This is a genomic window from Paracoccus mangrovi (genome assembly GCF_042648425.1).
GTDB lineage: Bacteria > Pseudomonadota > Alphaproteobacteria > Rhodobacterales > Rhodobacteraceae > Paracoccus > Paracoccus mangrovi.
Genome location: NZ_JBHRXJ010000004.1, coordinates 1 through 24,586 on the forward strand (window position 1 = coordinate 1; position 24,586 = coordinate 24,586).

24 protein-coding genes are annotated in these 24,586 nt (G+C 64.2%); 13 read left to right on the forward strand and 11 right to left on the reverse strand.

What is annotated here, in order from left to right; genetic code table 11:
* Positions 1-498: 498 nt before the first annotated feature.
* Complete coding sequence (locus tag ACFOMH_RS06750; protein WP_377743449.1) at positions 499-765, reverse strand: hypothetical protein; 267 nt, start codon at positions 763-765, stop codon at positions 499-501.
* Between the two features lie 280 nt (positions 766-1,045).
* Between ACFOMH_RS06750 and ACFOMH_RS06755 the strand changes: the two genes are divergently transcribed.
* From ACFOMH_RS06755 to ACFOMH_RS06765, 3 genes are all read left to right on the forward strand, one after another.
* Positions 1,046-1,483, forward strand: a complete 438-nt coding sequence (locus tag ACFOMH_RS06755; protein ID WP_377743450.1) for a hypothetical protein — start codon at positions 1,046-1,048, stop codon at positions 1,481-1,483.
* A 113-nt stretch (positions 1,484-1,596) separates the two neighbouring features.
* A complete protein-coding gene (locus tag ACFOMH_RS06760) occupies positions 1,597-3,195 on the forward strand; it encodes a GMC family oxidoreductase (protein ID WP_377743452.1) in 1,599 nt (532 codons plus the stop codon).
* Between the two features lie 78 nt (positions 3,196-3,273).
* Positions 3,274-3,942: a GntR family transcriptional regulator gene (locus ACFOMH_RS06765; protein ID WP_374426304.1), complete on the forward strand. Its 669-nt coding sequence runs from the start codon at positions 3,274-3,276 to the stop codon at positions 3,940-3,942.
* A gap of 16 nt (positions 3,943-3,958) precedes the next feature.
* Here the strand turns inward: ACFOMH_RS06765 and ACFOMH_RS06770 are convergent, their stop codons facing one another.
* Positions 3,959-5,455 carry an aldehyde dehydrogenase gene (locus tag ACFOMH_RS06770; protein WP_377743455.1) on the reverse strand — a complete coding sequence of 499 codons (1,497 nt, stop codon included), beginning with the start codon at positions 5,453-5,455 and terminating at the stop codon, positions 3,959-3,961.
* 116 nt (positions 5,456-5,571) lie between these two features.
* Between ACFOMH_RS06770 and ACFOMH_RS06775 the strand changes: the two genes are divergently transcribed.
* The 5 genes from ACFOMH_RS06775 (at position 5,572) to ACFOMH_RS06795 (ending at position 11,269) form a co-directional block, all read left to right on the forward strand.
* Entirely contained in the window at positions 5,572-6,423 is an 852-nt protein-coding gene (locus ACFOMH_RS06775; RefSeq protein WP_374426298.1) for a transketolase, read from the forward strand.
* Position 6,424: 1 nt separating this feature from the next.
* Positions 6,425-7,411 (forward strand): transketolase family protein, encoded by a 987-nt coding sequence (locus tag ACFOMH_RS06780; RefSeq protein WP_377743457.1) that lies wholly within the window; start codon positions 6,425-6,427, stop codon positions 7,409-7,411.
* A gap of 83 nt (positions 7,412-7,494) precedes the next feature.
* On the forward strand, positions 7,495-8,733 hold the full coding sequence (locus ACFOMH_RS06785; protein WP_377743458.1) for a sugar ABC transporter substrate-binding protein: 1,239 nt from the start codon (positions 7,495-7,497) through the stop codon (positions 8,731-8,733).
* A gap of 57 nt (positions 8,734-8,790) precedes the next feature.
* Positions 8,791-10,281 carry a sugar ABC transporter ATP-binding protein gene (locus ACFOMH_RS06790; RefSeq protein WP_377743459.1) on the forward strand — a complete coding sequence of 497 codons (1,491 nt, stop codon included), beginning with the start codon at positions 8,791-8,793 and terminating at the stop codon, positions 10,279-10,281.
* A complete protein-coding gene (locus ACFOMH_RS06795; RefSeq protein ID WP_377743461.1) occupies positions 10,271-11,269 on the forward strand; it encodes an ABC transporter permease in 999 nt (332 codons plus the stop codon). Before ACFOMH_RS06790 ends, ACFOMH_RS06795 begins: the two co-directional genes overlap by 11 nt.
* A 45-nt stretch (positions 11,270-11,314) precedes the next feature.
* On the opposite strand, the gene ACFOMH_RS06800 is transcribed toward ACFOMH_RS06795, so the two are convergent.
* Entirely contained in the window at positions 11,315-12,097 is a 783-nt protein-coding gene (locus ACFOMH_RS06800) for a shikimate dehydrogenase family protein (RefSeq protein ID WP_377743463.1), read from the reverse strand.
* An 82-nt stretch (positions 12,098-12,179) separates the two neighbouring features.
* Here ACFOMH_RS06800 and ACFOMH_RS06805 point away from each other — a divergent pair, with 82 nt between their 5' ends.
* From ACFOMH_RS06805 to ACFOMH_RS06820, 4 genes are read left to right on the forward strand one after another with little or no spacing between them, the layout of a single operon-like run.
* Complete coding sequence (locus ACFOMH_RS06805; protein WP_377743465.1) at positions 12,180-13,295, forward strand: glycerol dehydrogenase; 1,116 nt, start codon at positions 12,180-12,182, stop codon at positions 13,293-13,295.
* A 14-nt stretch (positions 13,296-13,309) separates the two neighbouring features.
* Positions 13,310-14,014: an SDR family NAD(P)-dependent oxidoreductase gene (locus ACFOMH_RS06810; RefSeq protein ID WP_377743467.1), complete on the forward strand. Its 705-nt coding sequence runs from the start codon at positions 13,310-13,312 to the stop codon at positions 14,012-14,014.
* The gene (locus tag ACFOMH_RS06815; protein WP_377743468.1) at positions 14,008-15,000 is read left to right on the forward strand and encodes a zinc-binding dehydrogenase; all 993 of its coding nucleotides are present in this window, start codon (positions 14,008-14,010) and stop codon (positions 14,998-15,000) included. Before ACFOMH_RS06810 ends, ACFOMH_RS06815 begins: the two co-directional genes overlap by 7 nt.
* Positions 14,997-16,487: an NAD-dependent succinate-semialdehyde dehydrogenase gene (locus tag ACFOMH_RS06820; protein WP_377743470.1), complete on the forward strand. Its 1,491-nt coding sequence runs from the start codon at positions 14,997-14,999 to the stop codon at positions 16,485-16,487. The genes ACFOMH_RS06815 and ACFOMH_RS06820 overlap by 4 nt, the downstream gene beginning before the upstream one ends.
* Before the next feature lie 89 nt (positions 16,488-16,576).
* Here the strand turns inward: ACFOMH_RS06820 and ACFOMH_RS06825 are convergent, their stop codons facing one another.
* Positions 16,577-17,461, reverse strand: coding sequence for an aldo/keto reductase (locus ACFOMH_RS06825; protein ID WP_377743472.1), 885 nt, complete (start codon positions 17,459-17,461; stop codon positions 16,577-16,579).
* A 100-nt stretch (positions 17,462-17,561) separates the two neighbouring features.
* Here ACFOMH_RS06825 and ACFOMH_RS06830 point away from each other — a divergent pair, with 100 nt between their 5' ends.
* Positions 17,562-18,464, forward strand: a complete 903-nt coding sequence (locus ACFOMH_RS06830) for a LysR family transcriptional regulator (protein WP_374426267.1) — start codon at positions 17,562-17,564, stop codon at positions 18,462-18,464.
* 52 nt (positions 18,465-18,516) lie between these two features.
* Here ACFOMH_RS06830 and ACFOMH_RS06835 read toward each other — a convergent pair whose 3' ends face one another.
* From ACFOMH_RS06835 to ACFOMH_RS06865, 7 genes are all read right to left on the reverse strand, one after another.
* Positions 18,517-19,041, reverse strand: coding sequence for a gluconokinase (locus tag ACFOMH_RS06835; protein ID WP_374426264.1), 525 nt, complete (start codon positions 19,039-19,041; stop codon positions 18,517-18,519).
* Positions 19,038-20,309, reverse strand: coding sequence for a TRAP transporter large permease (locus tag ACFOMH_RS06840; RefSeq protein ID WP_377743473.1), 1,272 nt, complete (start codon positions 20,307-20,309; stop codon positions 19,038-19,040). Before ACFOMH_RS06840 ends, ACFOMH_RS06835 begins: the two co-directional genes overlap by 4 nt.
* On the reverse strand, positions 20,306-20,818 hold the full coding sequence (locus tag ACFOMH_RS06845) for a TRAP transporter small permease (RefSeq protein WP_377743474.1): 513 nt from the start codon (positions 20,816-20,818) through the stop codon (positions 20,306-20,308). Before ACFOMH_RS06845 ends, ACFOMH_RS06840 begins: the two co-directional genes overlap by 4 nt.
* An 82-nt stretch (positions 20,819-20,900) precedes the next feature.
* Positions 20,901-21,923, reverse strand: a complete 1,023-nt coding sequence (locus ACFOMH_RS06850) for a DctP family TRAP transporter solute-binding subunit (RefSeq protein WP_374426255.1) — start codon at positions 21,921-21,923, stop codon at positions 20,901-20,903.
* A gap of 41 nt (positions 21,924-21,964) precedes the next feature.
* A complete protein-coding gene (locus ACFOMH_RS06855; RefSeq protein ID WP_377743476.1) occupies positions 21,965-22,840 on the reverse strand; it encodes an NAD(P)-dependent oxidoreductase in 876 nt (291 codons plus the stop codon).
* The gene (locus ACFOMH_RS06860; RefSeq protein WP_374426249.1) at positions 22,837-23,130 is read right to left on the reverse strand and encodes a putative quinol monooxygenase; all 294 of its coding nucleotides are present in this window, start codon (positions 23,128-23,130) and stop codon (positions 22,837-22,839) included. Before ACFOMH_RS06860 ends, ACFOMH_RS06855 begins: the two co-directional genes overlap by 4 nt.
* Positions 23,127-24,473, reverse strand: coding sequence for an NAD(P)H-dependent oxidoreductase (locus ACFOMH_RS06865; RefSeq protein WP_374426247.1), 1,347 nt, complete (start codon positions 24,471-24,473; stop codon positions 23,127-23,129). Before ACFOMH_RS06865 ends, ACFOMH_RS06860 begins: the two co-directional genes overlap by 4 nt.
* Between the last annotated feature and the right edge of the window lie 113 nt (positions 24,474-24,586).

Here is a 24,586-nt window from a genome sequence, read left to right on the forward strand (position 1 = left end):
CGACGACAGACACCGCTCGGGGCGAAAAACGCTTGCCCAGCGAGCAAAATCAGGCGATCTTGAAGTCAAGCGGCAGGCCACTTGGAGAATGTCGGATTATAATTGTTGACTTTATGCTTTCTTCGTCGATGTAGCCTATTGCTGTCTCTCCGTTCACCATGTTGGACACGGATGCGGTTGCTTTTTTGCAGTTTACTAAAGGTTTGTGTGTATCAAAGGTATATATATCGCATACAACTGCATTAATATCTTGAGATCCGGTTTGCCCATGTGAACTGTTTGGCTTTAATGTAATGACTAAAAGCAGAAGGCAGCATGATAGAATTCGCATTTTCTATTCCGTGGAGTTAGTATTCTTGGATGATCAGACTTGAATTATGTGCATTTTGTCTGCATAGATGCCTAATGGGGTGAGGAGTTTCGCCTTAGGTCATATGGTGTGTATTTTTCATTGCAATGGGGGCGGCCTTTTCACTACCACTACCACTACCACTACCACTAACCACTAACCACTAACCACATGTTCGTAAATTGTTTTTTGAAATAGCCGCCGGATCGCTGCAGCAAAAGTTGGAGCTTGACTGGGCAGTCGAGCAACAGTGAAGCGACGATGTCGTGGAAATTGCATAGTGCCGTCCTTAGCCGGACTCGCAGGAGGTCTTCTGTAAACTCCAGGATCGATGTTTTGGTGGCGAGTTCATCATGATCAAGTTGCATTGGGCATTTTGCATGCGCCATTTGACTACTACCTTTTTTCTTGGGCATGTGATCTGCTTATCTGTTCGATAACCCTTCCCGAGGTCAACTCGGATGCATGCTTCGGTCCTTGGTCAGTGCGATAACCGCCATTATGATGCGGGTTCAATGCGACTTCGATATGTCTATTATCATTGGCGTGCTCGATGTGATCTGCACCTGTCCTAAATACGGTATCACCAGTACAGCGCCTCTCGAGCGCCTTGAACAAGCTTCGATAAGGTGGGCGGCAGTTCGAAAGCCGTGCCTTCGGTCGACATGAAGCGCCGGATTACCGAGGTGAAAGTCCGTGGCATCCATCCTGCGATACAGAATCATGCCAAACCGTGCGCCAGGCCGCTCACGGATCTCAATCAATGATGAAAATCATCCGAGCGATGATAGCGATCCTAAAGGGTTTACGAAGCGTGACCGCGACGACGATCATGCTTCCGCTGGCGCATGCCGTCGCGCTCGACACTACGTTTCGGTCTTCGATGATTTGATGATAGACATCGGCACGGTCTGTTTGGCCCCCGAGTTTGTGAAAGACGCATGCGCTAGACGGGTTGCAACAGACGGATTCGCCCGCAAGGTACGCGATGCACTCGGCGCTTTTCATTTTCTGACCAAGAGATTCAGCGATGCGACAATAGGGTGGGGGCGCACGGGACCGACCCGGTCAAATGGCGCTGGGCCGGTGGATCGCAAGCTGTCCGCGCGCCCGGAACTGGCAAGAAATCCGTGAACGGAAACCCGCGCCGCATGTCCGTCCGGTTCGGGATCTGCGCCCCGGCCCAGATGGCGATTGACAGTCGCGCCCCTATAATATATCATATATGATAAACGGAGGGGGTGCAGATGGACTATGTGATCGTGGGTGGTGGCTCTGCCGGCAGTGCGCTGGCTGGACGACTGGCGCAGGCGGGGGCAAAGGTGTTGATCCTGGAGGCCGGCCCGCAGGACCGTCATCCGTTGATCCATATCCCCGCGGGCTTTGTCAAACTGCTCGATAGCAAGCTGCTCTATCACTACCGGACCGAACCGCAGGAGGCACTGAACGGCCGCGCCCCGGTGATGCCCCAGGGCAATGTTCTGGGCGGCGGCAGCTCGGTCAACGCCGCGATCTATATCCGGGGTCAGCGCAGCGATTACGATGGCTGGGCGCAGGCGGGGGCCGAAGGCTGGGCTTACCGCGATGTGCTGCCCTATTTCCGCCGGGCCGAGGGCAATGACCGGCTGTCGGACGACTATCACGGGACCGATGGCCCGCTGAGCGTGTCGGACCTGCGCCAGATCACCGATCTGACCCGCGCCTTTGTGCGCAGCGCCCAACAGGCGGGCATCCCCTTCACCCCCGATTTCAACGGCGCGCGTCAGCGTGGCGTGGGCTTCAACCAGACCACCACGCGCGATGGCCGCCGTTGCAGCGCTGCCGTGGCCTATCTGCGCCCGGCGTTAAAGACCGGCAATCTTGAGATCCGCACCGGCTGTCTGGTGACCCGTCTTTTGTTCGAGGGGGATCGCGCGGTCGGCGTCGAATATTCGCGCAACGGCCGGCTGGAACAGGTGCGCGCCGCCGAGGAGGTGGTGCTGTCGGCGGGGGCGGTGCAGTCGCCCAAGCTGCTGATGCTGTCCGGGATCGGACCCGAGGCCGAGCTGCGCCGCCACAACATTGCCGTGAAACACCGGCTGGAAGGCGTCGGCCAGAACCTGCAAGACCATCTTGAATTTCCGGCAGTGCGCTTTTGCACCGGGCGCTATGGCTATTTCGGCGAAGACACCTTTTTCCGGTCGATCAAGAACGGGCTGCAATACATGCTGTTCAAATCCGGCCCGGTCATGTCGAACGTCACCGAGGCCTGCGCCTTTGTGAACGTCGATGACATCGAGGCCGAGCCGAACCTTCAGATGCATTTCGTGCCCATCGTGTTCATGGATGGCGACCGTGAGCCGGTCAAGCGCGCCGGCGCGACCGTCAACCCCTGCGTGCTGCGGCCCCAAAGCCGGGGCGAGATCCGCCTGCGGTCGACCGATCCGGCGGCGGATCCGATCGTCGATCCGCGCTATCTGTCGGCGCCCGAGGATTTGCGGATATCGGTCAAGGGGCTGAACATCGCGCGCGACATCCTCGCACAGTCGGCCTTTGCGCCATATCTCGAAAAGACCGAGGCTTTCCCGGGCGGCGACATGCAGGATGAGCAGGCCTTGCAGAACTATGTCCGCTCCATGGGCAAGACCGTCTATCACCCGGTCGGCACCTGCCGCATGGGGCGCGACGACATGGCCGTCGTCGATACCGAGCTTCGGGTGCATGGATTGCGCAATCTGCGTGTGGTCGACAATTCGATCATGCCCAGCCTGATATCCGGCAATACCAACGCCCCCGCCATCATGATCGGCGAAAAGGCGTCCGATATCATCCGTGGCCTGCAACCGCTGCCGCCCTCGAATGCATAAGGTTTCGGCCATCCGGGCGCTTGCCCCTGACGTGCGGGGATGCGAAACAGGAAGGGTCAGAACGCGGGTGAATTGACGATGCCGCTGCCGAAAATCGCCAAGGGCAACCTGTCCGAACAGGTGTATGAAACCATTCGCGCCTCGCTGATGGATGGGCGCTATGAGCCGGGCGAACGGCTGACCATCGCAAGCCTGGCCGAGCAGCTGGGCGTGTCAATCACCCCGGTGCGCGAGGCGATCTTTCGCCTTGTCACCGAACGCGCGCTGGAAATGCGGGCGGCGACCTCGATCCATGTGCGGCGGCTGACGGCGGACGAACTGCGCGAGATTCAGCTGATCCGGCATCTGCTTGAGGGCGAGGCCGCAGCACAGGCCGCGCGCAACATCACCCCCGACGCCCTGCGCGATCTTGAGCGTTTGCAGGTCGATTTCACCACCGCCGCCGCCAATAACCCGCTTCAGGCGTCGCAGATCAACCGCGAGTTTCATTTCCGTCTGGCCGAGGCGGCGGGTTTGCCGCTGCTTTGTGCGGCCGTCGAAACGATGTGGGCGCAGATGGGTCCGCTGATCCATCTTTACCACCTGAACACGCCCACCCGCGTTCTGGCGAGCGAGGATCACGGTCATTATCAGGTGCTGCGCGCGCTTGCGGCCCGCGACCCCGAGGCCGCGCGCAAGGCCATTCAGGACGATATCGGCGTCGGTTCCGTCATGGTCGAATGGCTTGAGGCAAAGGGGGCGGTCTGAGCCGCCCCCGCGTATCCTAAAGCTCGATCCAGGTGGTTTTCAGCTCGGTATATTTATCCAGCGCGTGCAAGGACTTGTCGCGCCCGTTGCCCGATTGCTTGAAGCCGCCAAAGGGCACCGTCACATCGCCGTGGTCATAGCAATTGACCCAGACCGTGCCCGCCCGCAGCTTGCGCGCCATCTTGTGCGCGCGTGACAGGTCGCGCGTCCAGACCGCCGCGGCAAGGCCATATGAGCTGTCATTGGCGATCCGCACCGCCTCGTCATCATTGGCGACGGTGATCGTGGACAGAACCGGGCCAAAGATTTCTTCCTGCGCGATGGCCATCGAGTTCTTCACATCGGCAAAGATGGTCGGGTTGACGTAATAGCCCGCCAGATCGGTCTCGGGCCGTTCGCCGCCCAGAACCAGCCGCGCGCCTTCGGCCTGACCCTTGGCGATATAGCCCTCGACCCGGTCGCGATGACCGGATTCGACCAGCGCGCCCAGTTTCGTTTCGGGGTCCAGCGGATCGCCGGGCCGGATGCCCTTGGCGGTTTCCACGACGATGTCGAGGAACTGATCCTGAATGCGTTCCGACAGGATCAGGCGCGACGGCGCCACGCAGACCTCGCCCTGATTGAAGCAGATCGCGGTTGCGGCGCGTTCGGCTGCGGCCCGCAATTCGGGCACGTCATCCAGAATGATGTTCGGGGATTTGCCGCCGCATTCCAGATAGACCCGCTTCATGTTCGACTGACCGGCATATTGCAGGAACAGCTTGCCGACCTCGCCCGAGCCGGTGAAGGCCAGGCAGTCGATATCCATATGCAGGCCCATTGCCTTGCCCGCCGTCGGCCCGAACCCCGGCAGCACGTTGAAGACCCCATCCGGGATGCCGGCCTCGGATGCCAGCTCCGCCAGCCGGATCGCGGTCAGCGGCGACTGTTCCGCCGGTTTCAGGATCACCGAATTGCCGGTGGCCAGCGCCGGCGCAAATTTCCACGCCGCCATCAGCATCGGGAAATTCCACGGCACCACCGCGCCGACGACGCCAATGGGTTCGCGGGTGATCATGCCCAACTGGCCGGGACCGGTGGGGGCGATCTCGTCATAAAGCTTGTCGGGGCATTCCGCATACCATTGCAGCGTGTCCAGCACGACATTCACGTCGATGGTCCGGCTTTCCAGAATGGGCTTGCCCATATCCAGCGTTTCCAGAACCGCCAGCTCGTCCATGTTCTTTTCGAAGAGATCGGCAAAGCGCTGAAGCACTTTCTTGCGCTCTTTCGGGCTGCGGTCGCGCCAGACGCCGGCATCAAAGGCGCGGCGCGCGGCGCGGACGGCGCGGTCGACATCCTCGGTATCGCAGGCCGCGACCTTGGCGATCACCGAGCCGTCGCGCGGGGAAATATTGTCGAATGTCTCGCCAGAGGCGGCATCGGTGAGGCGGCCGTCGATAAAGGCCTGTCCCTTCAGCACCATGCGCGCCCGGATGGCCGCAATGTCGGAACGTGTCAGTGAAAGTGTCATTTTCTCCTCCAGTTTGTCCGTGACATATATCATATATGATGTTACATCCCAATGAAGCAAGGATTCGTTGCCGCGGGTCGCGGTGGGAAATGGGGAGGACAGGTGTGACAGCACCGATGAGAAACGACTTTCGCCCGACGGATGCCGAAATCGCGCATCTGCGCGACCGGGCACAGTTCATCCGGCTGGAAACCATCCGCCTGATCGAGATCGCCAAGGTGGGGCATTACACCTCGGTCTTTTCGGCGGCCGAGATCTTTGCGGCGCTTTACTATGATGTGATGGCCCTGTCGGATGATCCGAAATGGGCTGACCGCGACCGTTTTTTGATGGGCAAGGGCCATGCGGCGGTCGGGCTTTTCCCGATCCTGGCCGAAAAGGGCTATATCCCCGTCGATGTGTTGAACGGCTATACCCGGCTGGGAAACCCGCTGGGCGATCACCCCGACATGCGCAAGGTTGCGGGCGTGGATTTTTCGTCCGGGTCCATCGGGCATGCGCTGTCGAATGGCCTCGGCATGGCGCTGGGCGGCCGGATGCAGGGGCGCGACTTCACCACCTTCGTCATGCTGGGCGACGGCGAGATGCAGGAAGGCCAGGTCTGGGAGGCCGCCATCGGTGCCGCCCATCACAAGCTGAACCGCCTTGTCGCCATCGTTGACCGCAACGGCTTCCAACTGGATGGCGCCGTCGATGACGTGATGGGGATCGAGCCCTTGGACGAGAAATGGCGCGCCTTCGGGTGGGAGGTTCACGTCGTCGATGGCCACAACATCGCCGAACTGACCGCCACGCTGCGTCGCGTCAAGGCCGACCAGGCGCGCACCAAACCCTGCTGCATCATCGCCCGCACACTGAAGGGCAAGGGCGTCGGATACATGGAAACCGAACCGGGCTGGCACCTGGGCTATCTCGATCCGTCGGACGCCGAGGCGGCCAAAGCCGAAATCCTGTCAAAGGTGATCTGACATGACCATTCACAGCCGTCCGCAATCGCCGAACTCGTGGCATTACCGCGAACTGAACATGAAAAACCCGGGCCTCGACCATCTGTCGAACGGGCTGATTACCCTGGTCGAGGCCGGCCATCCGGTCATGGCCGGATCGGCGGACCTGCAATATTCCAACGGGCTGAACCGCTTCGCCGAACGCTATCCCGACCGCTATGTCGGCTTTGGCATTTCCGAACAGAACATGGTGTCCGCCGCCGCCGGGATCGCGACCACGGGGATGATGCCCTATGTCGCCACCTTCGCCTCGTTCCTGGGTCTCTTGACCTGCGAACAGATCCGCATGGATGTCGCTTATTGCGCGCTGCCGGTGCGGCTGATCGGGCATCATACCGGCATCTCGATGGGTTTTTACGGCACCTCGCATCACGCGACCGAGGATATCGGCACCATGCGCTCGATCGCCGATCTGACGGTCGTCTCCACCGCCGACGGCCCCCAGCTTGAGGCTGCGATCCGCGCCAGCGCCGATTACGACCAGCCGATCTATTTCCGCACCGGACGCGGGCGCGAGCCTGATCTGTACGACCCGGCGCAGCCCTTTGTCTTTGGCAAGGCCATCGAACATGCGCGGGGCGAGGAAGTGACCATCATCGCCTGCGGCCTGCCGGTGCATCCGTCCGTGCAGGTGGCGAAGAAGCTCGCCGCCGAAGGCCGCAGCGTCGGCGTCATCGACATGGCGACCGTGAAGCCCATCGACCGCGACGCGATCCTTGAGGCGGCGGCGCGCTCGAAAATCATCCTGACCATCGAGGAGCACAACATCCTTGGCGGTCTGGGCTCTGCCGTGGCCGAGGTGCTGGCCGAGGCCGGAAGCCCGGCGCGGCTGGTGCGGCACGGCATCCGCGATGAATACGCGCTGATCGCCCCGCCGACCCATCTTTACGCGCATTACCGGCTGGACGAGGCCGGGATCGAGGCCGTGGTCCGCGAGACCATCGGCTGACACCAGAAACCCCGCACCGGGAGGGTGCGGGGAAAAACACGGGCCGGGGACTGGCCCCGGTTCTTCACAAAAGGGAGTGAGACATGTTCCACAGGAATGCTGCGTTCGCGCTGTTGTCCTCGGCCGCTATGCTGCTGGCGGTGCCTGCCTTTGCGCAGGACAAGGCGGAAATCTACAAGCTGATGCCGAATTCGGCGCTGTCGGGGGTGATCGACCCCGAGATGGCCGACCGTAGCGACATCGCCAAGGCGCTGCCGACCGAAAAGCGCAATCCCGACGACAAGCTGGTGATCGGCTGGACCGAAATCACTCTGGGCAATCCCTGGTTCGTCGCCGTGATCGACACCGCCAAGGCCAAGGCCGCCGAATACGGCTATGAGCTGGACGTGCAGGTTGCCGATGGCGATCCGGCCAAGACCAGCGCCCATATCGACGCCTTCATCGCCAAGGGCGTGGATGTGATCGTGCTGGATCCGACCGACCTGGCCGCCGCCGCCGCCGATGCGCAGCGCGCCGTCGATGCGGGCATCCCGGTCATCGCGCTGGGCACCGTGCCCGATGACAGCCCGCTGGTGACCACGGTCCTGGCCAACCCCTATGGCAACGGTTTCGAGGCCGGCCGCTATGTCGCGCAGACCATGGGCAAGGACGCGCAGATCACTGCCGCGGCCATTCTGGGCACCGTCGGCAACTCGACCTCGGAAAGCCGCGTGAACGGCATGATCACCGGCATCATCTATGAACGGTCCGAACAGCTGGGCCTTGGCATGTCCAAGGAAGACGCCATGCTGGCCGGTTTCAACAAGTTCCAGGAGCTGAAGACCGGCGGTTCCTTCACCTACCCCGAGGTGAAGTTCGATGTCCTGTCGATGGGCGTCGGTCTGTGGACCGAGGAAGGCGGGCTTGATGCGGCCGAGGATATTCTGACCGCCCATGGCTCGAAGATGAACCTGATCCTGGCAGAGAACGACTTCATGGGCATCGGCGCGTTGACGGCGCTGGAAAATGCCGGGTTGAAGGGCAAGATTCTGGTGGCCTGTGCCGCCGACGGCTTCCGTGTCGCGCTGGATCTGGTGAAATCGGGCGACATGCTGGTCACCGGCCTGAATGCCGGGTCGGAAACCGGCGAGGCCGCGGTCGAGCTGATCCATCAAATCTTTGATCAGGGGCTGGATGCCAACAACCTGCCGCTTGGATCCTATTTCCCCTCGGCCATCGTGACCAAGGACACGGTCGACAGCGTCTATGACCCCGACACCGCCAATCCGTTCTTCAAATACACCGTGCCGCCGTTCAAGTCGATCAGCGAGCTGAAAGGCTAAGACCGGATCCCGGGCCGGCGCGACCGGCCCGGGATCGCCTGACCTTGGGAGGGGATCATGGAACGCCTGCAGATGCACGGCATATCGAAGGAATTCGGCGGTGTTGCGGCCCTGCGCGGCGCCGCGTTCAGCGCCCGCGCGGGCGAGGTTCATGCCCTGATGGGCGAGAACGGCGCCGGCAAATCGACGCTGATGAAGATCCTCGCCGGGGCCTATGACCACGAGGGCGGCGAGATCCATATCGCCGGCGCGCGGGTTCATGTGAACAGCCCGCATGATGCGCTGAAACAGGGCGTATCGGTGATTTATCAGGAATTTTCGCTGGCCCGGCATCTGAGCGTGGCCGAGAATATCCTGATCGAACAGATCGGCCACCGCTTCTGGCTGGACCGCCGCGCGATGGAGACGCGGGCCGCCGAGCTGCTGGCCGATATGGGCTTTCCCGAAATCGACCCGCGCAGCCTAGCCGGCAATCTGCCGGTGGCGTTGCAGCAGGTCGTGGAGATCTGCAAGGCGCTGTCGCGCGACTGTTCGATCCTGGTGCTGGACGAACCGACCGCCGTTCTTACCGGGCACGAGACCGAAAAGCTGTTCGCGCTGGTCCGGCGCCTGCGCGACCGGGGCGTCTGCATCATCTATATCTCGCACCGACTGGACGAGGTTTTCGCGCTGTGCGACCGGGTGACGGTCTTGAAGGACGGCGCCACGGTCGGCACCTGGGACATTGCGACGCTGGACCATGACGGCCTGACCCGGCTGATGATCGGCCGTGAGCTGAGCGATTTCTTCCCGCCGCGCACAGCCGAAATCGGCCCGGTGATGCTGGAGGTGAAGGGCCTGACCTCGGCCATGCTGCGCGACGTGTCCTTTGCCGTCCGCAAGGGCGAGGTGCTGGGCATCGGCGGGCTGGTCGGTGCCGGCCGGACCGAGGTTCTGCGCGCGATCTTTGGCGCCGACCCGATCAGCGCGGGCACGGTCACGCTGAACGGCAAGGCGCTGTCGCTGCGCGGTCCGGGTGACGCGGTGCGCGCAGGCATCGGGCTGGTCCCCGAGGATCGCAAGCAGCAGGGCGTCCTGCTGGACATGCCGATCCTGACCAATGCGGTGATGACGCCGATCAATCCCTATCTGGGGCCGCTTGGCATCCTGCGCGACAAGGCCGAGCGCCGCGCAGTGCAGGATCTGCGCGAGGGGCTGCGGCTCAAGGCCGCCAGTCTGGACGCCGAGGCGGGGACCCTCTCGGGCGGCAACCAGCAAAAGGTCGCGTTGATGAAATGGCTGGTCTCGGGCTGCGAGGTGCTGCTGCTCGATGAACCCACGCGGGGCGTGGATGTCGGCGCGAAAGTCGAAATCTATCGCGTCATCAACGAACTGGCCGCGCGGGGCGCGGCCGTGGTGATGGTCTCGTCCGAGATGCTGGAACTGATCGGGATGTCCGACCGCGTGCTGGTCATGCGCGAAGGCGCCATCGCGGGCGAACTGTCGGGCGAGACGCTGACCGAGGAACATATCATCGAACTGGCAATGGGGCGCGAGAATGTCCACTGAAGCGCGTGGCAAGGGGCTGGTCGCCCTGCTTGTGAATTACAACATCTATATCATGCTGGCGGCGCTGATCGTGGCCTCGACGGTGCTGTCGGAACATTTCCTGACCGCGCAGAACATCTTCAACCTGCTGCGGCAACTGGCGCCGCTGGCGCTGGTGTCGATCGGGATGTTGCTGGTGATCCTGACCGGGGGGATCGACCTGTCGGTCGGTTCGGTCGCCGCCATCGGCGGGATGGTGGTTGCCATGACCATGCCGGTCCTGCCCTTCGACGGCGGTTTCGCGCTGATCCTCTGCGTGCTGGTCGGGGTGCTGTCGGGGGCGATCCTCGGGGCCATCAACGGCGTCTTGGTCGCGGGCTTCGGCATGGCGTCCTTTGTCGCCACGCTGGCCATGATGACCATGGCGCGCGGGCTGGCCTATATGCTGTCGAACGGCCAGCCGGTGCGCTTTCCGCGGGATCTGTCCACCGCCAAGATCCTGACCGCATTCGGTGCCAAGGGCGTGCCGGGGATCGGCCTGCCATGGCCGGTGGTGGCGGCGCTCTTGCTGATCGTCGGCTTCATCCTTTTGTTGCGCCGCACAAGCTGGGGCCGCCTGACCGTCGCCACGGGCAGCAATGAAACCGCCGTGCGTCTGGCCGGCCTGCCAGTCGCGCGCTACAAGTTCCTAGCTTATACGATCTGCGGCGGGCTTTCTGCGCTGGCGGGGATCATGGTCACGGCGCGGACCGCCGTCGGCACCCCCGTCACCGGCATCGGGCTGGAACTGGACGCCATCGCCGCCTGCGTCATCGGTGGCGCGCTCTTGTCGGGCGGCAAGGGCACGGTGATCCAGACCATGATCGGCGTGCTGATCCTTGGCCTGATCGGCAATATCATGAACCTGATGAGCGTTCCGGCCTATCCGCAACAGATCATCAAGGGCGTCATCATCATCCTTGCCGTGCTGCTGCAAGGTGTCGGCGCGCGCGCAACGCGCCGGGTGTAGGGGTGACGAGTTGGCCCGCGCCCAACCGGCGCGGGCCTGTTTGGGTCAGATCAGAAAATCGACCAGCAGACGCACCTGCTGTTCGATCATGTTGATGCCCTTGTGAATCCGGCAGCCCCGCGCCTCTGCGGCGGCCAGAAGCGGCGTCATATCGGGCTGCATCACCACCTCGGCGACCAGGGTTCCGGGGCCTAGCCGGTCTGGATCGACCGGCAGCGCATCGCCCGCATGCATCCCCAGCGAGGTTCCGTTGATAACCAGATCATATCCCGCCGGATCATCTGGCCCCGCGCCAAGGTCGGTGCCGGGAAACACCGCCTTCAACTGCCGCGCCAGCGTCTCGGCCTTCTCGGCCGAACGGTTGGCGATGGTCAGCCGCGCCACCCCGGCACCGGCCAGCGCATGGGCCAGCCCCGAGGCCGCGCCCCCCGCACCGATCAACAGCACGCGCCGCCCGGCGGGATCATGCCCCCGGTGGCGCAGACCGGCGACGAACCCCTCGCCGTCGAACATCGCGCCGGTCAGGCTGCCATCCGTTTCGCGCCGGATGATGTTGCACACGCCCAGCATCTCGGTCGCGCCGGTCAGGCGGTCGCAATACTGTGCCACCTCGGTCTTGTGCGGGATGGTGATGACCATGCCCGCCAGGTTGTCCATCGCCCGAAGCGCCGCGATGGTCTGCGCCAGCATGTCGGGGCGCACGTCCAGCGGCACCATCACCATGTCAAGCTCGCGCCCGGCGCATTCGGCATTGAACACGCCGGGCGTGCGCACATGGCGGCAGGGATGCGCCAATAGCGGCACGAAGCGGGTGGTTCCTGAAATCATCTGTTTCCTCCGATGCCCAGTAAGAACGGTATTGCGGGCTTCACAACAATATATATCATATATGATGTATGGAGTCAGAAAAATGACGAATCCGCTGGAAATCTTTGACGCGACCATGACCGTGTTCGGGGCGCCCGGCCGTTATGTCCAGGGTCCGGGGGTGCTGGACCGGATCGGCGGCTTTGCCCGGCAATTGGGCGATGACGCGGTTTTGGTCGGTGATGCGCTGATCCTGCCTTTGATCGGGTCGCGGGTCGCGGCCTCGTGTCAGGCGGCGGGGGTCGGGCTGACGGTGCTGCCTTTTGCGGGCAAGCTGGGGCCGGGAACGGCCGCCGCGCTGGATGCGGAACTGGGCGCCGCGCGTCCCCAGATCGTGATCGCCGCCGGCGGCGGGCGGGCCATCGATGCGGGCAAGGCGCTGGCCGATCTGCGCGGGCTGCGTTTGATCACCGTGCCGACGGTGGCGTCGAACGACGCGCCCACATCCAAGAACTATGTGCTGTACGACGATGCGGGGCATCTGGTCGATGTGCGCCACCTGCCGCGCAACCCCGATTTCGTCGTCGTCGATACCGTGCTGCTGGCCGGCGCCCCGCGCGCCATGTTCGCCGCCGGGCTGGGCGACGCGCTCTCCAAACGGGCCGAGGCCGCAGCCTGCGTGGCCGGGCAGGGGACGACGATGTTCCTGTCACGCCCGCCGCTTCTGGCGCTTGCCATCGCCAGCGAATGCGAGGCGGTGCTGCTGGCCAACGGCCAGGCGGCGCTTGAGGTGGCGGGCAGCGGCCAGCCGACCCCGGCCTTTGAGGCGGCGGTCGAGGCGATGATCCTGATGGCGGGCCTTGGCTTTGAAAGCGGCGGGCTGTCGGTGCCCCATGCGCTGACGCGGGGGATTTCGCTTTTGCCGGGCGGGGCCGCGTCGCCGCATGGGTTTCAGGTCGCCTATGGGCTGGTCGTCCATCACCAGCTTTTGGGCCAGCCGATGCCCGCCCGGATGCTGGATCTTTACGCGGCGGCGGGCCTGCCGCGCAACCTGCGCGACCTGACCGGATCCGTGGTCAGCGCCGATCAGATCGCGGCGGTGGCCCGCGCCAGCCTGCCGGTGCGCCATATGCTGAATTTTCCGCGCCCGCTCGATCTTGGGCAGGTGATCGCGGCGATGGGCGCCGTGGAAATGACCGCGACATCCTCTGTTGCATGAAAGGTGGTGAGGACATGACAAAGGACAATGATTTGCCGCTGGCCGTGGTGACGGGCGGCGGGACCGGGATCGGCCGCGCCGTGGGTGAATTGCTGGCGCAGTCGGGCTATCGCGTCTGTACCATCGGGCTGGACCGGGACGACGACCTGCCCGCCGCGATCCGCTTTGTGCGGGCCGATGTGACCGACACCGAAGCCGCCATCGCCGCGCTACCCGAAGGGCCGGTGGCCGCGCTGGTCAATTGCGCCGGCCTGTTGCGCCATCAGGCCGAATGGCAGGTCGAGGGGTTCGAACTGGTGATGAAGGTCAACCTGACCGCCGGTTTCACGCTGGCCAATGCGCTGCTGGACCGGCTCGAGGCGGCGCGGGGATCGGTGGTCAACGTGACCTCGATGTGGGCGATCTTCGGGTCGGCCGGGGCGCCGGCCTATACCGCGTCCAAGGGCGCGGTGGCGGCGGTCACGCGCTCGCAGGCGGTGGCCTGGGCGCCGCGCGGCGTGCGGGTGAACTCGATCGCGCCGGGCTGGGTCGAGACGCGGATTTCCGAAAAGGCCCGCACCGACCCCGAGCGCGTAGCCCGCATCAACCAGCGCATCCCGATGGGCCGTTGGGCGCAACCGCATGAGGTGGCGACGGTGGTGCGCTTTCTTCTGTCGGATGATGCGGCCTATGTGACCGGCGCGATGATCCCGGTCGATGGCGGCTATTCGGTATGCTGAACGGCCCGGTGATGCGGGCGTGGCGCCATGACGCGACCGGCGATCCCGCCACGCTGCGGCTGGAGGAATGCCCGAAACCGGCGCCCGGCCCCGGCGAGGTTCTGGTGCGCAACCGCGCCATCGGGTTGAACCCGGTGGACTGGAAATTCATCGAATGGGGCCATCCCGATTGGGCCTGGCCGCATATCCCCGGCGTCGATGGCGCGGGCGAGGTCGAGGCGATTGGACCCGGCGTTACCCACCTCGCTCCCGGCGCCCGCGTCGCCTATCACAATGACCTGCTGCATCCCGGTTCCTTCGCCGAATACACGGTGATCCCGGCGCGGGCGGCGATCCCGCTGCCCGAGGCGCTGCCCTATGCCGCCGCCGCGACCATTCCCTGTCCGGGGCTGACGGCGTGGCAGGCCATCGAAAAGCTGCCGCTGGCGCCGGGTTCGCAGGTGATGTTGACCGGTGCCTCGGGTGCGGTCGGGGGCGCGCTGTTGCAATTGGCGCGGTCGCGCGGCTGGGTGATCCATGCGATTGCCTCGGCGGCGCAGGCGGGCCGGGTGCTGCGTCTGGGCGCGGCCACCGTCACCGACTATCGGCAACCGGGCTGGCGCGAGGATTGGGCGGCGCGGGTCAAGGATCAGCCGCTGGATGCGGTGATCGACATGGTCAGCGGCACCCATGCCACCAGCCTTGCGCCCCTGATCGCCGCCAATGGCCATCTGGTCTGCATTCAGGACCGGCAAGAGGCCGCGCCGCTGCCTGCCTTCGCCACCACGATCTCGCTGCACGAGGTGGGGCTGAACGCCTTGCACCATTACGGCACGGACCGGCAATGGGGTGCGCTGGTCGCGGCAGGCGCGGCGATCGCGCGGGCCATCGCCGAGGGGCGTTTCGATCCGCAGATCATCGAGATCGCGGGTTTCGAGGATTTACCGGCCGCGCTTTTGCGGCTGAAGACCGGGCCAAACCCCGGCAATCGCGTGGTGACACTATGACCCTGAAACTGAACGACCCGACGCTTTTGTGCGACCGCGCTTATCTGGCCGGTGCGTGGGTGACGGCCGAGGATGGCGCGACCCTTGCCGTCACCAACCCCGCCACCGGCGCGGTCATCGGCCATGTGCCCGACCTTGGCCGCGCGGATGCCACCCGCGCCCTGGACGCCGCCGCCATCGCGCAAAAGGCCTGGGCCGCCTGCAGCGCCAAGGACCGCGCCCAGATCCTGCGCCGCTGGTTCGACCTGATGATGGCCGATCAGGCCGATCTGGCCGTCATCCTGACCGCCGAGATGGGCAAGCCGCTGGTCGAGGCGCAGGGCGAGATCGCCTATGGCGCCAGCTATGTCGAATGGTTCGCCGAAGAGGCCAAGCGCGTCTATGGCGAGACCATTCCCGGCCATCTGCCGGACAAGCGCATCACCGTCATCAAGCAGCCCATCGGCGTGGTTGCGGCCATCACGCCGTGGAATTTCCCCAATGCGATGATCACCCGCAAATGCGCCCCGGCGCTGGCGGCGGGCTGCGCCTTCGTGGTGCGCCCGGCGTCGGAAACGCCGCTGTCGGCGCTGGCGCTGGCGGTCTTGGCCGAACGCGCCGGGCTGCCGGCGGGGCTGTTTTCGGTCATCACCTCAAGCCGGTCCTCGGCCATCGGGCAGGAGTTTTGCAGCCATCCGGCGGTGCGCAAGCTCAGCTTTACCGGCTCGACCGAGGTGGGGCGGATCCTGTTGCGACAGGCGGCGGATCAGGTGCTGAAATGCAGCATGGAGTTGGGCGGCAACGCGCCCTTCATCGTCTTTGATGATGCCGATCTGGATGAGGCCGTCGCGGGCGCCATCGCCGCCAAGTTCCGCAACAATGGCCAGACCTGCGTCTGCGCCAATCGCATCTATGTGCAGGCCGGGGTCTATGACGCCTTTGCCGACAAGCTGGCCGCCGCGCTGGCGGATGCGCGGGTCGGCAATGGGTTGGAGGCGGGCGTGCAGTTTGGCCCGCTGGTCAATATGGACGCCGTGACCAAGGTCGAGGAACATATCGCCGACGCCACCGCCAAAGGGGCGCTGGTCGTGCTTGGCGGCGCGCGCCATGCGCTGGGCGGCAGCTTTTTCCAGCCCACCGTCCTGACCGGTGTGACCGATGCGATGGCAGTGGCCAGCGAGGAAACCTTCGGCCCCCTCGCGCCGCTGTTCCGTTTCGAGACTGAGGCCGAGGTGATCGAAAAGGCCAATGCCACCATCTTCGGTCTGGCCAGCTATTTCTACGCCCGCGACATCGGCCGCATCACCCGGGTGCAAGAGGCGCTGGAATACGGCATGGTCGGCGTCAATACCGGCCTGATCTCGACCGAGGTCGCGCCCTTTGGCGGGGTCAAACAATCCGGCCTTGGCCGCGAGGGCAGCCGCCACGGGATCGAGGATTATCTGGAGATGAAATACATCTGTCTGGATGTCTCGGCGCCCGATCGGGGCGATACCCGCCGGTCCTGAGCCGGTTTTCCGCACGGGCATCCGACGGGCGAGCGCCTGATCCGACAGACGCTCGCCCGTGGCGGCCTTGATCGCAATCGCGGTCGTGCTCACGCCTCGGGGATCGGCATGCCGTAATTCGCGAGCGTGATGTTTTCGGGTTCTGGCCCGCTGCGCCGGCCGGTGTCGAGGGCGCGGATGGCGGCCATCTGATCCGCCGAAAGCGAGAAGTCGAAGATGTCGAAATTCTCGGCGATCCGCGTCGGTTTCACCGATTTCGGGATGGCGGAACGACCCTCTTGCAGATGCCAGCGCAGCATCACCTGCGCGGCCGATTTGCCGTGTTCGCCGGCAATTTTCAGGATGACGGGATCCTCCAGCGTGCTGCGCGCATCGCCTTCACGATAAAAGGTGATCCCGCCAATCGGGGACCATGCCTGGGTCAGGATGCCGTGACGCCTGTTCAGCGCCTGAAGCGCGACCTGCTGGAAATAGGGATGGACCTCGATCTGGTTCACCGCGGGCACGATCCGGGCCGCGTCCAAAAGGCGTTCCAGATGCCCGGGCATGAAATTGCTGACCCCGATTGCCCGCACAAGGTCGCGATCCAAAAGCGTTTCCAGCGCGCGATAGGCCGCCAGCGTGCGGTCGAAATCCGTCGGCAGCGGCTGGTGCAGCAACAAAAGATCGAGCCGCTCGACCCCCAGCTTGGCCACCGCTTTTTCGAACCCGTGCAGGGTCTCGTCATAGCCGTAATCGCTGATCCAGATCTTGGTCTCGATAAAGATATCGTCGCGCGCGATCCCGGAACGGCGGATGCCCTCGCCGACATCCCTTTCATTGCCATAGGCGGCGGCGGTGTCGATATGGCGGTATCCGCTGCGAATGGCCGCCTCGACCGCCGCGCCGGTTTCCATGGGCGGGCTTTGGAAAACCCCAAGCCCGATTGCGGGCATCTCGACACCATTGTTCAGCGTGATCGTGTTTTTGGTCATGATCGCCTCTCTTGTGAGCATGCAGAAAAACTAGACCGGATGACCGCGCAGGATTAGCTGGTATAATCGGAATGAACCTATGCGTTTTGGGTATCAATCGATGCGCGAGAACATCAACGACCTGCTGGCCTTTATTGCCGTCGCCCAAGAGCAAAGCTTTACCCGGGCCGCCGCCCGGCTGGGCACATCGCAACCCGCGCTTAGCCGGACGATCCGCGATCTGGAGGCGCGGCTGGGCCTTCGGCTTTTGACCCGCACCACGCGCAGCGTATCCCCGACCGAGGCGGGCGAGCGTCTTTTGCAAAAGGTCGCGCCGCATTTCGACGAGATCGAGACCGAGCTTGGCGCGCTGAGCGCGTTGCGCGACACGCCCTCCGGGACGGTGCGGATCAATTGCAGCGAATATGCCGCCGAGGCCATCATCTGGCCAAAGCTCGCGAAAATCCTGCCCGATTATCCCGATATCAAGCTCGAAATCTTTATCGAACACAGCTTTACCGACATCGCGGCGGAGCGGTTCGATGCCGGGGTCAGACTGGGCGAGAGTCTGGAAAAGGACATGATCGCCGTCCGCATCGCCCCTGACGGGCGGCTGATTGCGGTCGCCGCGCCTGCGTATTTTCGGGATCACACCCCGCCCGTGACCCCGGCCGAGTTGACGGCGCATCGCTGCATCAACCTGCGCTTGGCGACGCGCGGCGATCTTTACGCCTGGGAGTTCGAAAAGGACGGCAAGCCGCTTCGGGTAAAGGTCGACGGGCAGGTCGTGTTCAACACCATACGCCCGATGATCGAGGCCGCGTTGCAGGGTTTTGGCATCGCCTTTGTCCCCGAGGGCGCTGTGCAGGATCATCTGAAAAGCGGCGCGCTGATTCAGGTTCTGGATGACTGGTGCCAGCCCTTTTCGGGGTTTCACCTCTATTATCCCAGCCGCCGCCAGCAATCCCCGGCATTCGAAATCGTCGTCAATGCGCTGCGTTATCGGGGGCCGGTCCGCGCATAAGGCTTTGGGCGCAACCGCATTGGCGATCCCGGTCTTTGGGTTTCGCGCGCGCTCAGCCCCGGGATCGTGTTCCGGGCGGCGGGCGGTCAACAAGCTGCGCCGTCAAAAGATCGACAATGCGGGCGGGGTCGGCCTCGATATCCGCGCGGATGGCGTTTTCATCCTCTGACGGCTCTTCGAGTGTGCCGAGCTGACTGGCAAGCAGCGCGGGCGGCATGAAATGCCCGTTGCGGCCGTTCATCCGGCTGGTCAGCGTATCCGCCGTTCCGCACAGATAGATGAAGGTGACGGGACCCCCGGCGCCCGCCCGGATCCGGTCGCGATAGGCGCGTTTCAGGGCCGAACAGGCGATGATCGTGCCGGGCGACAGACGTCCGGCCACCCGGTCAAGCCAGGGCGCGCGATCTGTGTCGTCAAGTGCCTGTTGCCGGGTCATTTTCTGGATGTTGGCCGCCGGATGCAGCATGTCCCCGTCGACGAAATCAAGGTCCAGCCGTCTGGCCAGGGCGGCGCCAATCGTGCTTTTGCCGCAGCCCGACACCCCCATGACTATATAGCGCCCGTCCCCACCCTTCACGTCAGCAGTTCCATCGGCCAAAGCACGATTTGCGGAAAGGCCGCGACAAGGATCAATACGACGATGTTGATCGCATAGAATGGCAGCGCCGCCTTGATCAGGGTCGGGATCGGCAGTTTCGAGACATAGGCGGTCGCAAAGAGGCATGTCCCGACCGGCGGCGTGGCCAGCCCGATCGCCAGCGAGGCGGACATGAAGATCAGGAAATGCATCGGATGGACGCCCGCCTGAACCGCCGAAGGCATCAGCACCGGGATCAGCATCAGCGCGGCGGCGACGATGTCCATCAGCATGCCGACGATCAGAAAGATCACCCCCATCAGGATCAGCACCATAAAGCCGGAACCGCCCAGCACCTCAAGCAGGCCCGAGGCCTTGCGCGGCAATTGGTCGACCGTGAAGATATAGGTCGCGGCGCTGGCCACCATCAGGATCAGCAGGACCGCGCCGGCCGTGCGCCCGGCCTGAATGGCCAGCTGGATCACATCGCACCACCCGATTTCGCGATGGACAAGGCCCGCGATCAACAGCGTGTAAAGCACGGCAAGACCCGCCGCCTCTGTTGGCGTCACGATCCCCGAGAACATGCCGGTCAGGATGATGATCGGCGCACCGATCGAGGGCAGCGCCCGCAGCAATGCCCGCACCGTGCGCGCGCGATCAAAGGCGACCTGCTTGCCGTAACCATAGCGCCGCGAGATCCAGTAGTTATAGACGGCAAGGCTCAGCGCCAACAGGATGCCCGGCCCCAGACCGCCGGCAAGTGCGCCCCCGACGGATTGACCCGAAGCCGCGGCCGCGATGATGATCAGGATCGAGGGCGGCACCAGCGTCGCCAGCGTCGCCGTGATCAGCGTCAGCGCCGCCGAATAAGGCAGCGGATAGCCCCGCGAGGTCATCGAGCGGATGGTGATCGGCCCGAGGCTGGCGATATCGGCGACCGAGGACCCCGAGATCCCGCCGAAGACAAAGGACGAGGCGATATTGACCTGTCCCAGCCCGCCGCGAAAGCGCCCGATCAGCGCCTCGGCCGCGTCAAAGATCCGTTCGGACAGCCCGCCCCGCTCCATGATCAGGCCGGACATGATAAAGAGCGGCACCGCGATCAGAAGGAAAGAGTTGATCGAGGTCGCCATGGTCTGGGTGATCATGCTGACCGGCAGGCCGAACCACCACAGGACCGAAAGCGTGCTCAGCCCCAGCGCGACAGCAAGCGGGACGCCCAGAACCGCAAGGATGAAGAACAGGACCAGAAGGGTGAGGCTCATTTTTCGTCTCCCTGATGTTCGGGGACGGCCTGGCGAAGCGTGACCGGATCGTCATGGCCCAGAATGGCATCCGTCAGAACCCCAAAGATCGACAAGGCCGAGCCAAGGACCAGAGGCAGCGTCGCCCAATACATGCCCACTTGCAGGATCGGGGATTGCTCGCCGAATGTGATCTGCTGGAGCAAAAGCCGGTAGCCGTAATAGGTGACGGCCAGAAACAGGATCGTTGTGGCCAGCGCCGGGATCAGGCCAAGCAGCCGCCGCAACCTGCCCGTCGTCATCGCCGGCAGCATGTCCAGCGCGGGGTGGGTCCCGGCCCGGAACGAGGCGGAAAGCCCCAGCCAGACCGTCCAGATGAACAGAAACCGCGACAGCTCTTCCGTCCAGGGGACGGATGCGCCGATCAGCCGCGAGCCGACCTGAAGCGCGATCAGGCAGACCATGCCCATCACCGCCATCAGGATTGCGCCATCCACAAGGCGCCATATCAACCGATCAAGCCTGTCCATGCTTTCCCCCGGGACACTGTCGTGAAGCCGGCCCCCTCGCCGGCGGTGGCCCTCCGCCCCGAAAGGCAGAAGGCTGCTTTGCTTATTTCTTTACGAAATCCAGGCTCTTCTGCATGAATTCGGCGCCGATCTGTGCCTCGAACTGGGGATAGATGCCACGGGCGATTTCCTGCACGCGCGCCAGCTCGCCATCGGCGAAATGGTTCACCTGCATCCCCTGTTCCTTCAGCTTGGCGATGATCTCCTGTTCGGCGGCGATTTCCTCGGCGTCGTGCTCGGCGATCATTTCGTCGGCGGCCTGTTGGACCGCGTCGCGATGTGCCTCGGGGATGCTCTGCCAGGCATTGTTCGACAGCGCGACAAGGAAGCTGTCGGCAAGGTGCTGGGTGATGTTCAGCTGTCCCTGAACCTCGGCGAACTTGTTGTTATAGGGCACTTCGACGGGGTTTTCCTGCCCCTCGATGGCACCCAGTTGCAGCGCCGTATAGACCTCGGAAAAGGCCATCGGCGTCGGGTTCGCGCCAAGCGCCTGGAACAGCGCCACGAAAAGCGGGTTGTTGGGCGTGCGCAGGGTCAGGCCCTTGAAATCCTCGGCCTTGGTGATCGCGCGGTCCTTGGTCGTCACGTCGCGGAAGGTGCGCAGGAAAAAGCCCAGCCCGTGGATCCCGAACCGGTCCAGCGAGGCCAGAAGTTCGTCGCCCGGCTCGCCGCCGAGATAGGCCTTGAGCTGGTCGTAATCCGAAAACAGATAGGGCAGCGAGATCGCGTTCATCTTTGGCTCGAACGAGGCATAGACCGAACTCGCAAGGATCAGCCCGTCCAGCGCGCCCGAGCCAAGCTGATTGACGGCCGCGTTCTGGTCGCCGCCAAACAGCACGCCGTCGGGAAAGACCTCGACGGTGACCTCGCCCCCGGTCTTTTCGGCGACCAGTTCGGCGAAACGCGTGGCGGCGCGGCCGACCGAGCTGCCGGCCGGATCGGGCACCGCCATGCGCAGCGAGGTCTCGGCAAGCGCCCCCTGGGCCAGTCCCGTCAGTGCCGTGGTCGCGATTGCCAGCGCGGCAAGACCGCGGGTCAGTGCCCGGCGCGTGATGTTGAATGTCATTGTTTCCTCCCTTTTTTGTCAAAGATTTGGCGTCTCGGGCGTCAGCCCGCGCGCCCGTTTCGCCGCCTGAGTTCCATCAACAGCGCGGCATGGTCCAGATCGCCGCCGCCATGGGCGACGAGATCCGCGAAAAGCCCGTCCACGAGATCGAGTACCGGCAGTTTCAGCCCAAGCGCCGCCGCGACGTCGCGCGCGGCACGGGTGTCCTTGAGCTGATAGCGCGCAGGCCCGCCGGGTGTGAAGTCGCCCGCGATCATGCGCTGTCCGTGCAGCTCCATGATGCGAGAGCTGGCAAAGCCACCCATCAGCGCCTCGCGCACCTTGGCCGGATCGGCGCCGCCGGCCTCGGCCAGCAGCATCGCCTCGGCGACGGTGGCGATGGTCGAGGCGACGGTGATCTGGTTGATCAGCTTGGTCAGCGCGCCGGTGCCGGCCGGGCCGATATGGGTGACGCGACCCATCGGCGAAAGCAGCGGCATCGCCGCAGCGATATCCGCGTCCGCGCCCCCGGCCATGATCGACAGCGTCCCGGCCTTTGCGGCGGGTGTGCCACCCGAAACCGGCGCGTCGATCCAGCGCAGGCCCATGGCGCGCACCCTTTCGGCCAGATCCAGCGCCTCTTGATGGCCGATCGAGGACATGACGATCACGATCGCCCCCGGCGCCAGCGCCGCCGCCGCGCCGTCATCGAACAGGACCTGCCGACAGGCCGGCCCGTCCGACACCATGACGATACAGGCCCGGGCATCCCTTGCGGCCTCGGCCGGGCTGGCGGCCACGGCGATGCCGTGGCCAAGCGCGCGGGCCTTGTCCGGGCTGCGGTTCCAGGCGCGAAGCCCGGCGCCCGCCGCCGCCAGATTGGCGCACATCGGTCCGCCCATCAGCCCGGTGCCCAGAAATGCCACCGGCCCGATCATGGCGCGACCCTGTCGAAAAACTGCACCGGGCCTTCGGCGCAAAGATGCAGGCTGTCGCGAAACGCCGCGAGATGCGGCGTTTCCAGATGTGCGTCAAAGGCGGCGCGGTCGGCATAGACCTCATAGAACATCACCCGTGTCGGGTGCGCCGCGCGGTCGACAAAGACGTCGAATTGCAGGCAGCCGGCTTCGTTGGCCAGCGACTGCGCGGCATCCGCCCGCGCCGCCGCCAGAAAGGCGTCGAGATTGGCCTCTTCGACCTCGAAACTCGGCAGGACGACAAAGCTCATGCGCGCGGCCCCATGAGCTGAACCTGCTCTTGCCGCAGCGCGACCACGTCCAGATCGTCGACCATTTCCACATCGTCGAAGGTGACGATCTGGTCGCGCGGCACGTCGCGGATCAGCTTGACCCGATGCGCAAGCCCGATGGGCAAGGCATTGATCCGCGTGGACAGCGTCGCCGGCACCGCCTTGGCCCAGGTCGCGAACCCGCCCTCGCCGTCCAGCCAGCTGCCGGCCTTGAGATCGCTTTTCGCCGTCGCGACCGCATCGCCCCGGAAATATTTCGAGCTTCCCGTCGGCTCGCCCCGCAGCACCGCAGAGAGGACCGAGACCGAAGTTTCCAGCCCGATCAGGTGGAAGGGCCGCCACATCGAACCATACCAGCCGCTATCGTCGGTCAGCAGGCCGTATTGTTCAAAACAGCCCCGGGTATATTCGTCCGGTGCGCGGAAGGTGACGAACATCCCGTATTGGATATTGTTCAGAACCATCCGGCCATCCGGTTCGCGGCTGGCGGCGATATCGGTCAGTCCGGCCTTGGGCAGGCGCCCGCCATCGGATTCCGGCTTGAAGACCTGTGCCAGATCCTGAAGCCCGGCCGGATAGAAGGCCAGCCCGTCATCGGGACAGTCAAGCCCGGTGCCGTTGGCCACCGCCGCCATCTCGATCGCGGCCTTGGTGCCATCGGTAAAGGAGTTGTACATTTTCGGGTTGAAATCGCCCTTGGCGACGAATTCGTCGGACCAGCCGAAAAAGCTCCAGACCGTGTCCGGGGTCGAATAGCGATAGGGCGGGCGAAAATTCATGCCCTTGCCCGCCGAAACAAGCTCGAACCCGCAGGAACGGACCCAATCGACCAGCTCGCAGCAAAAGGCCGGCTGGTCGCCATAGGCCATGGAATAGACGACGCCCTTTTCGCGCGCCTTGCGGGCGAGGATCGGGCCGCACATCACGTCGGCCTCGACATTGACCATGACGATATGCTTGCCGGCCTCGATGGCCATCAGCGCATGGCGCGTGCCGGCAAGGGGGTGGCCGGTGGCCTCGATGATGCATTCGATCCCGTCAAAGGCGCAAAGCGCGGCGGCATCGTCGGTCACGAAGGTCCGGCCGCTATCCATCGCGTCGCCAAAGGATGTGGCGGCATATTCGCCCTCTTCCCAGCCGGTCCGGGCCAGCGAGTTGCGCACCTTGCCGACATCCAGATCCGCGACCGCGACGATGTGATAGCCCTCGATCTTTCGCGCCTGCGCGAGCACCATCGAGCCAAACTTGCCTGCGCCGATCAATCCCACACGGATCGGCTTGCCGGCCGCATTTCGTTCGGCGAGCATAGATGACAGGCTCATGATTTCTTCCTTTCCAGAATGGGCGCGCCGCCGCGCAATGAACTGGCAAGAGGAACGGCCCGGCGCGGCCCTGCGGGCAACGCCTTGGAAGTGCGAAGCTGACGGCTTCCTCC

Coding starts and splice junctions, on each gene's coding strand:
- ACFOMH_RS06750 (WP_377743449.1), bottom strand. CDS start 765: ATGCCCAAGAAAAAAGGTAGTAGTCAAATGGCGCATGCAAAATGCCCA.
- ACFOMH_RS06760 (WP_377743452.1), top strand. CDS start 1,597: ATGGACTATGTGATCGTGGGTGGTGGCTCTGCCGGCAGTGCGCTGGCT.
- ACFOMH_RS06765 (WP_374426304.1), top strand. CDS start 3,274: ATGCCGCTGCCGAAAATCGCCAAGGGCAACCTGTCCGAACAGGTGTAT.
- ACFOMH_RS06770 (WP_377743455.1), bottom strand. CDS start 5,455: ATGACACTTTCACTGACACGTTCCGACATTGCGGCCATCCGGGCGCGC.
- ACFOMH_RS06775 (WP_374426298.1), top strand. CDS start 5,572: ATGAGAAACGACTTTCGCCCGACGGATGCCGAAATCGCGCATCTGCGC.
- ACFOMH_RS06780 (WP_377743457.1), top strand. CDS start 6,425: ATGACCATTCACAGCCGTCCGCAATCGCCGAACTCGTGGCATTACCGC.
- ACFOMH_RS06785 (WP_377743458.1), top strand. CDS start 7,495: ATGTTCCACAGGAATGCTGCGTTCGCGCTGTTGTCCTCGGCCGCTATG.
- ACFOMH_RS06790 (WP_377743459.1), top strand. CDS start 8,791: ATGGAACGCCTGCAGATGCACGGCATATCGAAGGAATTCGGCGGTGTT.
- ACFOMH_RS06795 (WP_377743461.1), top strand. CDS start 10,271: ATGTCCACTGAAGCGCGTGGCAAGGGGCTGGTCGCCCTGCTTGTGAAT.
- ACFOMH_RS06800 (WP_377743463.1), bottom strand. CDS start 12,097: ATGATTTCAGGAACCACCCGCTTCGTGCCGCTATTGGCGCATCCCTGC.
- ACFOMH_RS06805 (WP_377743465.1), top strand. CDS start 12,180: ATGACGAATCCGCTGGAAATCTTTGACGCGACCATGACCGTGTTCGGG.
- ACFOMH_RS06810 (WP_377743467.1), top strand. CDS start 13,310: ATGACAAAGGACAATGATTTGCCGCTGGCCGTGGTGACGGGCGGCGGG.
- ACFOMH_RS06815 (WP_377743468.1), top strand. CDS start 14,008: ATGCTGAACGGCCCGGTGATGCGGGCGTGGCGCCATGACGCGACCGGC.
- ACFOMH_RS06820 (WP_377743470.1), top strand. CDS start 14,997: ATGACCCTGAAACTGAACGACCCGACGCTTTTGTGCGACCGCGCTTAT.
- ACFOMH_RS06825 (WP_377743472.1), bottom strand. CDS start 17,461: ATGACCAAAAACACGATCACGCTGAACAATGGTGTCGAGATGCCCGCA.
- ACFOMH_RS06830 (WP_374426267.1), top strand. CDS start 17,562: ATGCGCGAGAACATCAACGACCTGCTGGCCTTTATTGCCGTCGCCCAA.
- ACFOMH_RS06840 (WP_377743473.1), bottom strand. CDS start 20,309: ATGAGCCTCACCCTTCTGGTCCTGTTCTTCATCCTTGCGGTTCTGGGC.
- ACFOMH_RS06845 (WP_377743474.1), bottom strand. CDS start 20,818: ATGGACAGGCTTGATCGGTTGATATGGCGCCTTGTGGATGGCGCAATC.
- ACFOMH_RS06850 (WP_374426255.1), bottom strand. CDS start 21,923: ATGACATTCAACATCACGCGCCGGGCACTGACCCGCGGTCTTGCCGCG.
- ACFOMH_RS06855 (WP_377743476.1), bottom strand. CDS start 22,840: ATGATCGGGCCGGTGGCATTTCTGGGCACCGGGCTGATGGGCGGACCG.
- ACFOMH_RS06860 (WP_374426249.1), bottom strand. CDS start 23,130: ATGAGCTTTGTCGTCCTGCCGAGTTTCGAGGTCGAAGAGGCCAATCTC.
- ACFOMH_RS06865 (WP_374426247.1), bottom strand. CDS start 24,473: ATGAGCCTGTCATCTATGCTCGCCGAACGAAATGCGGCCGGCAAGCCG.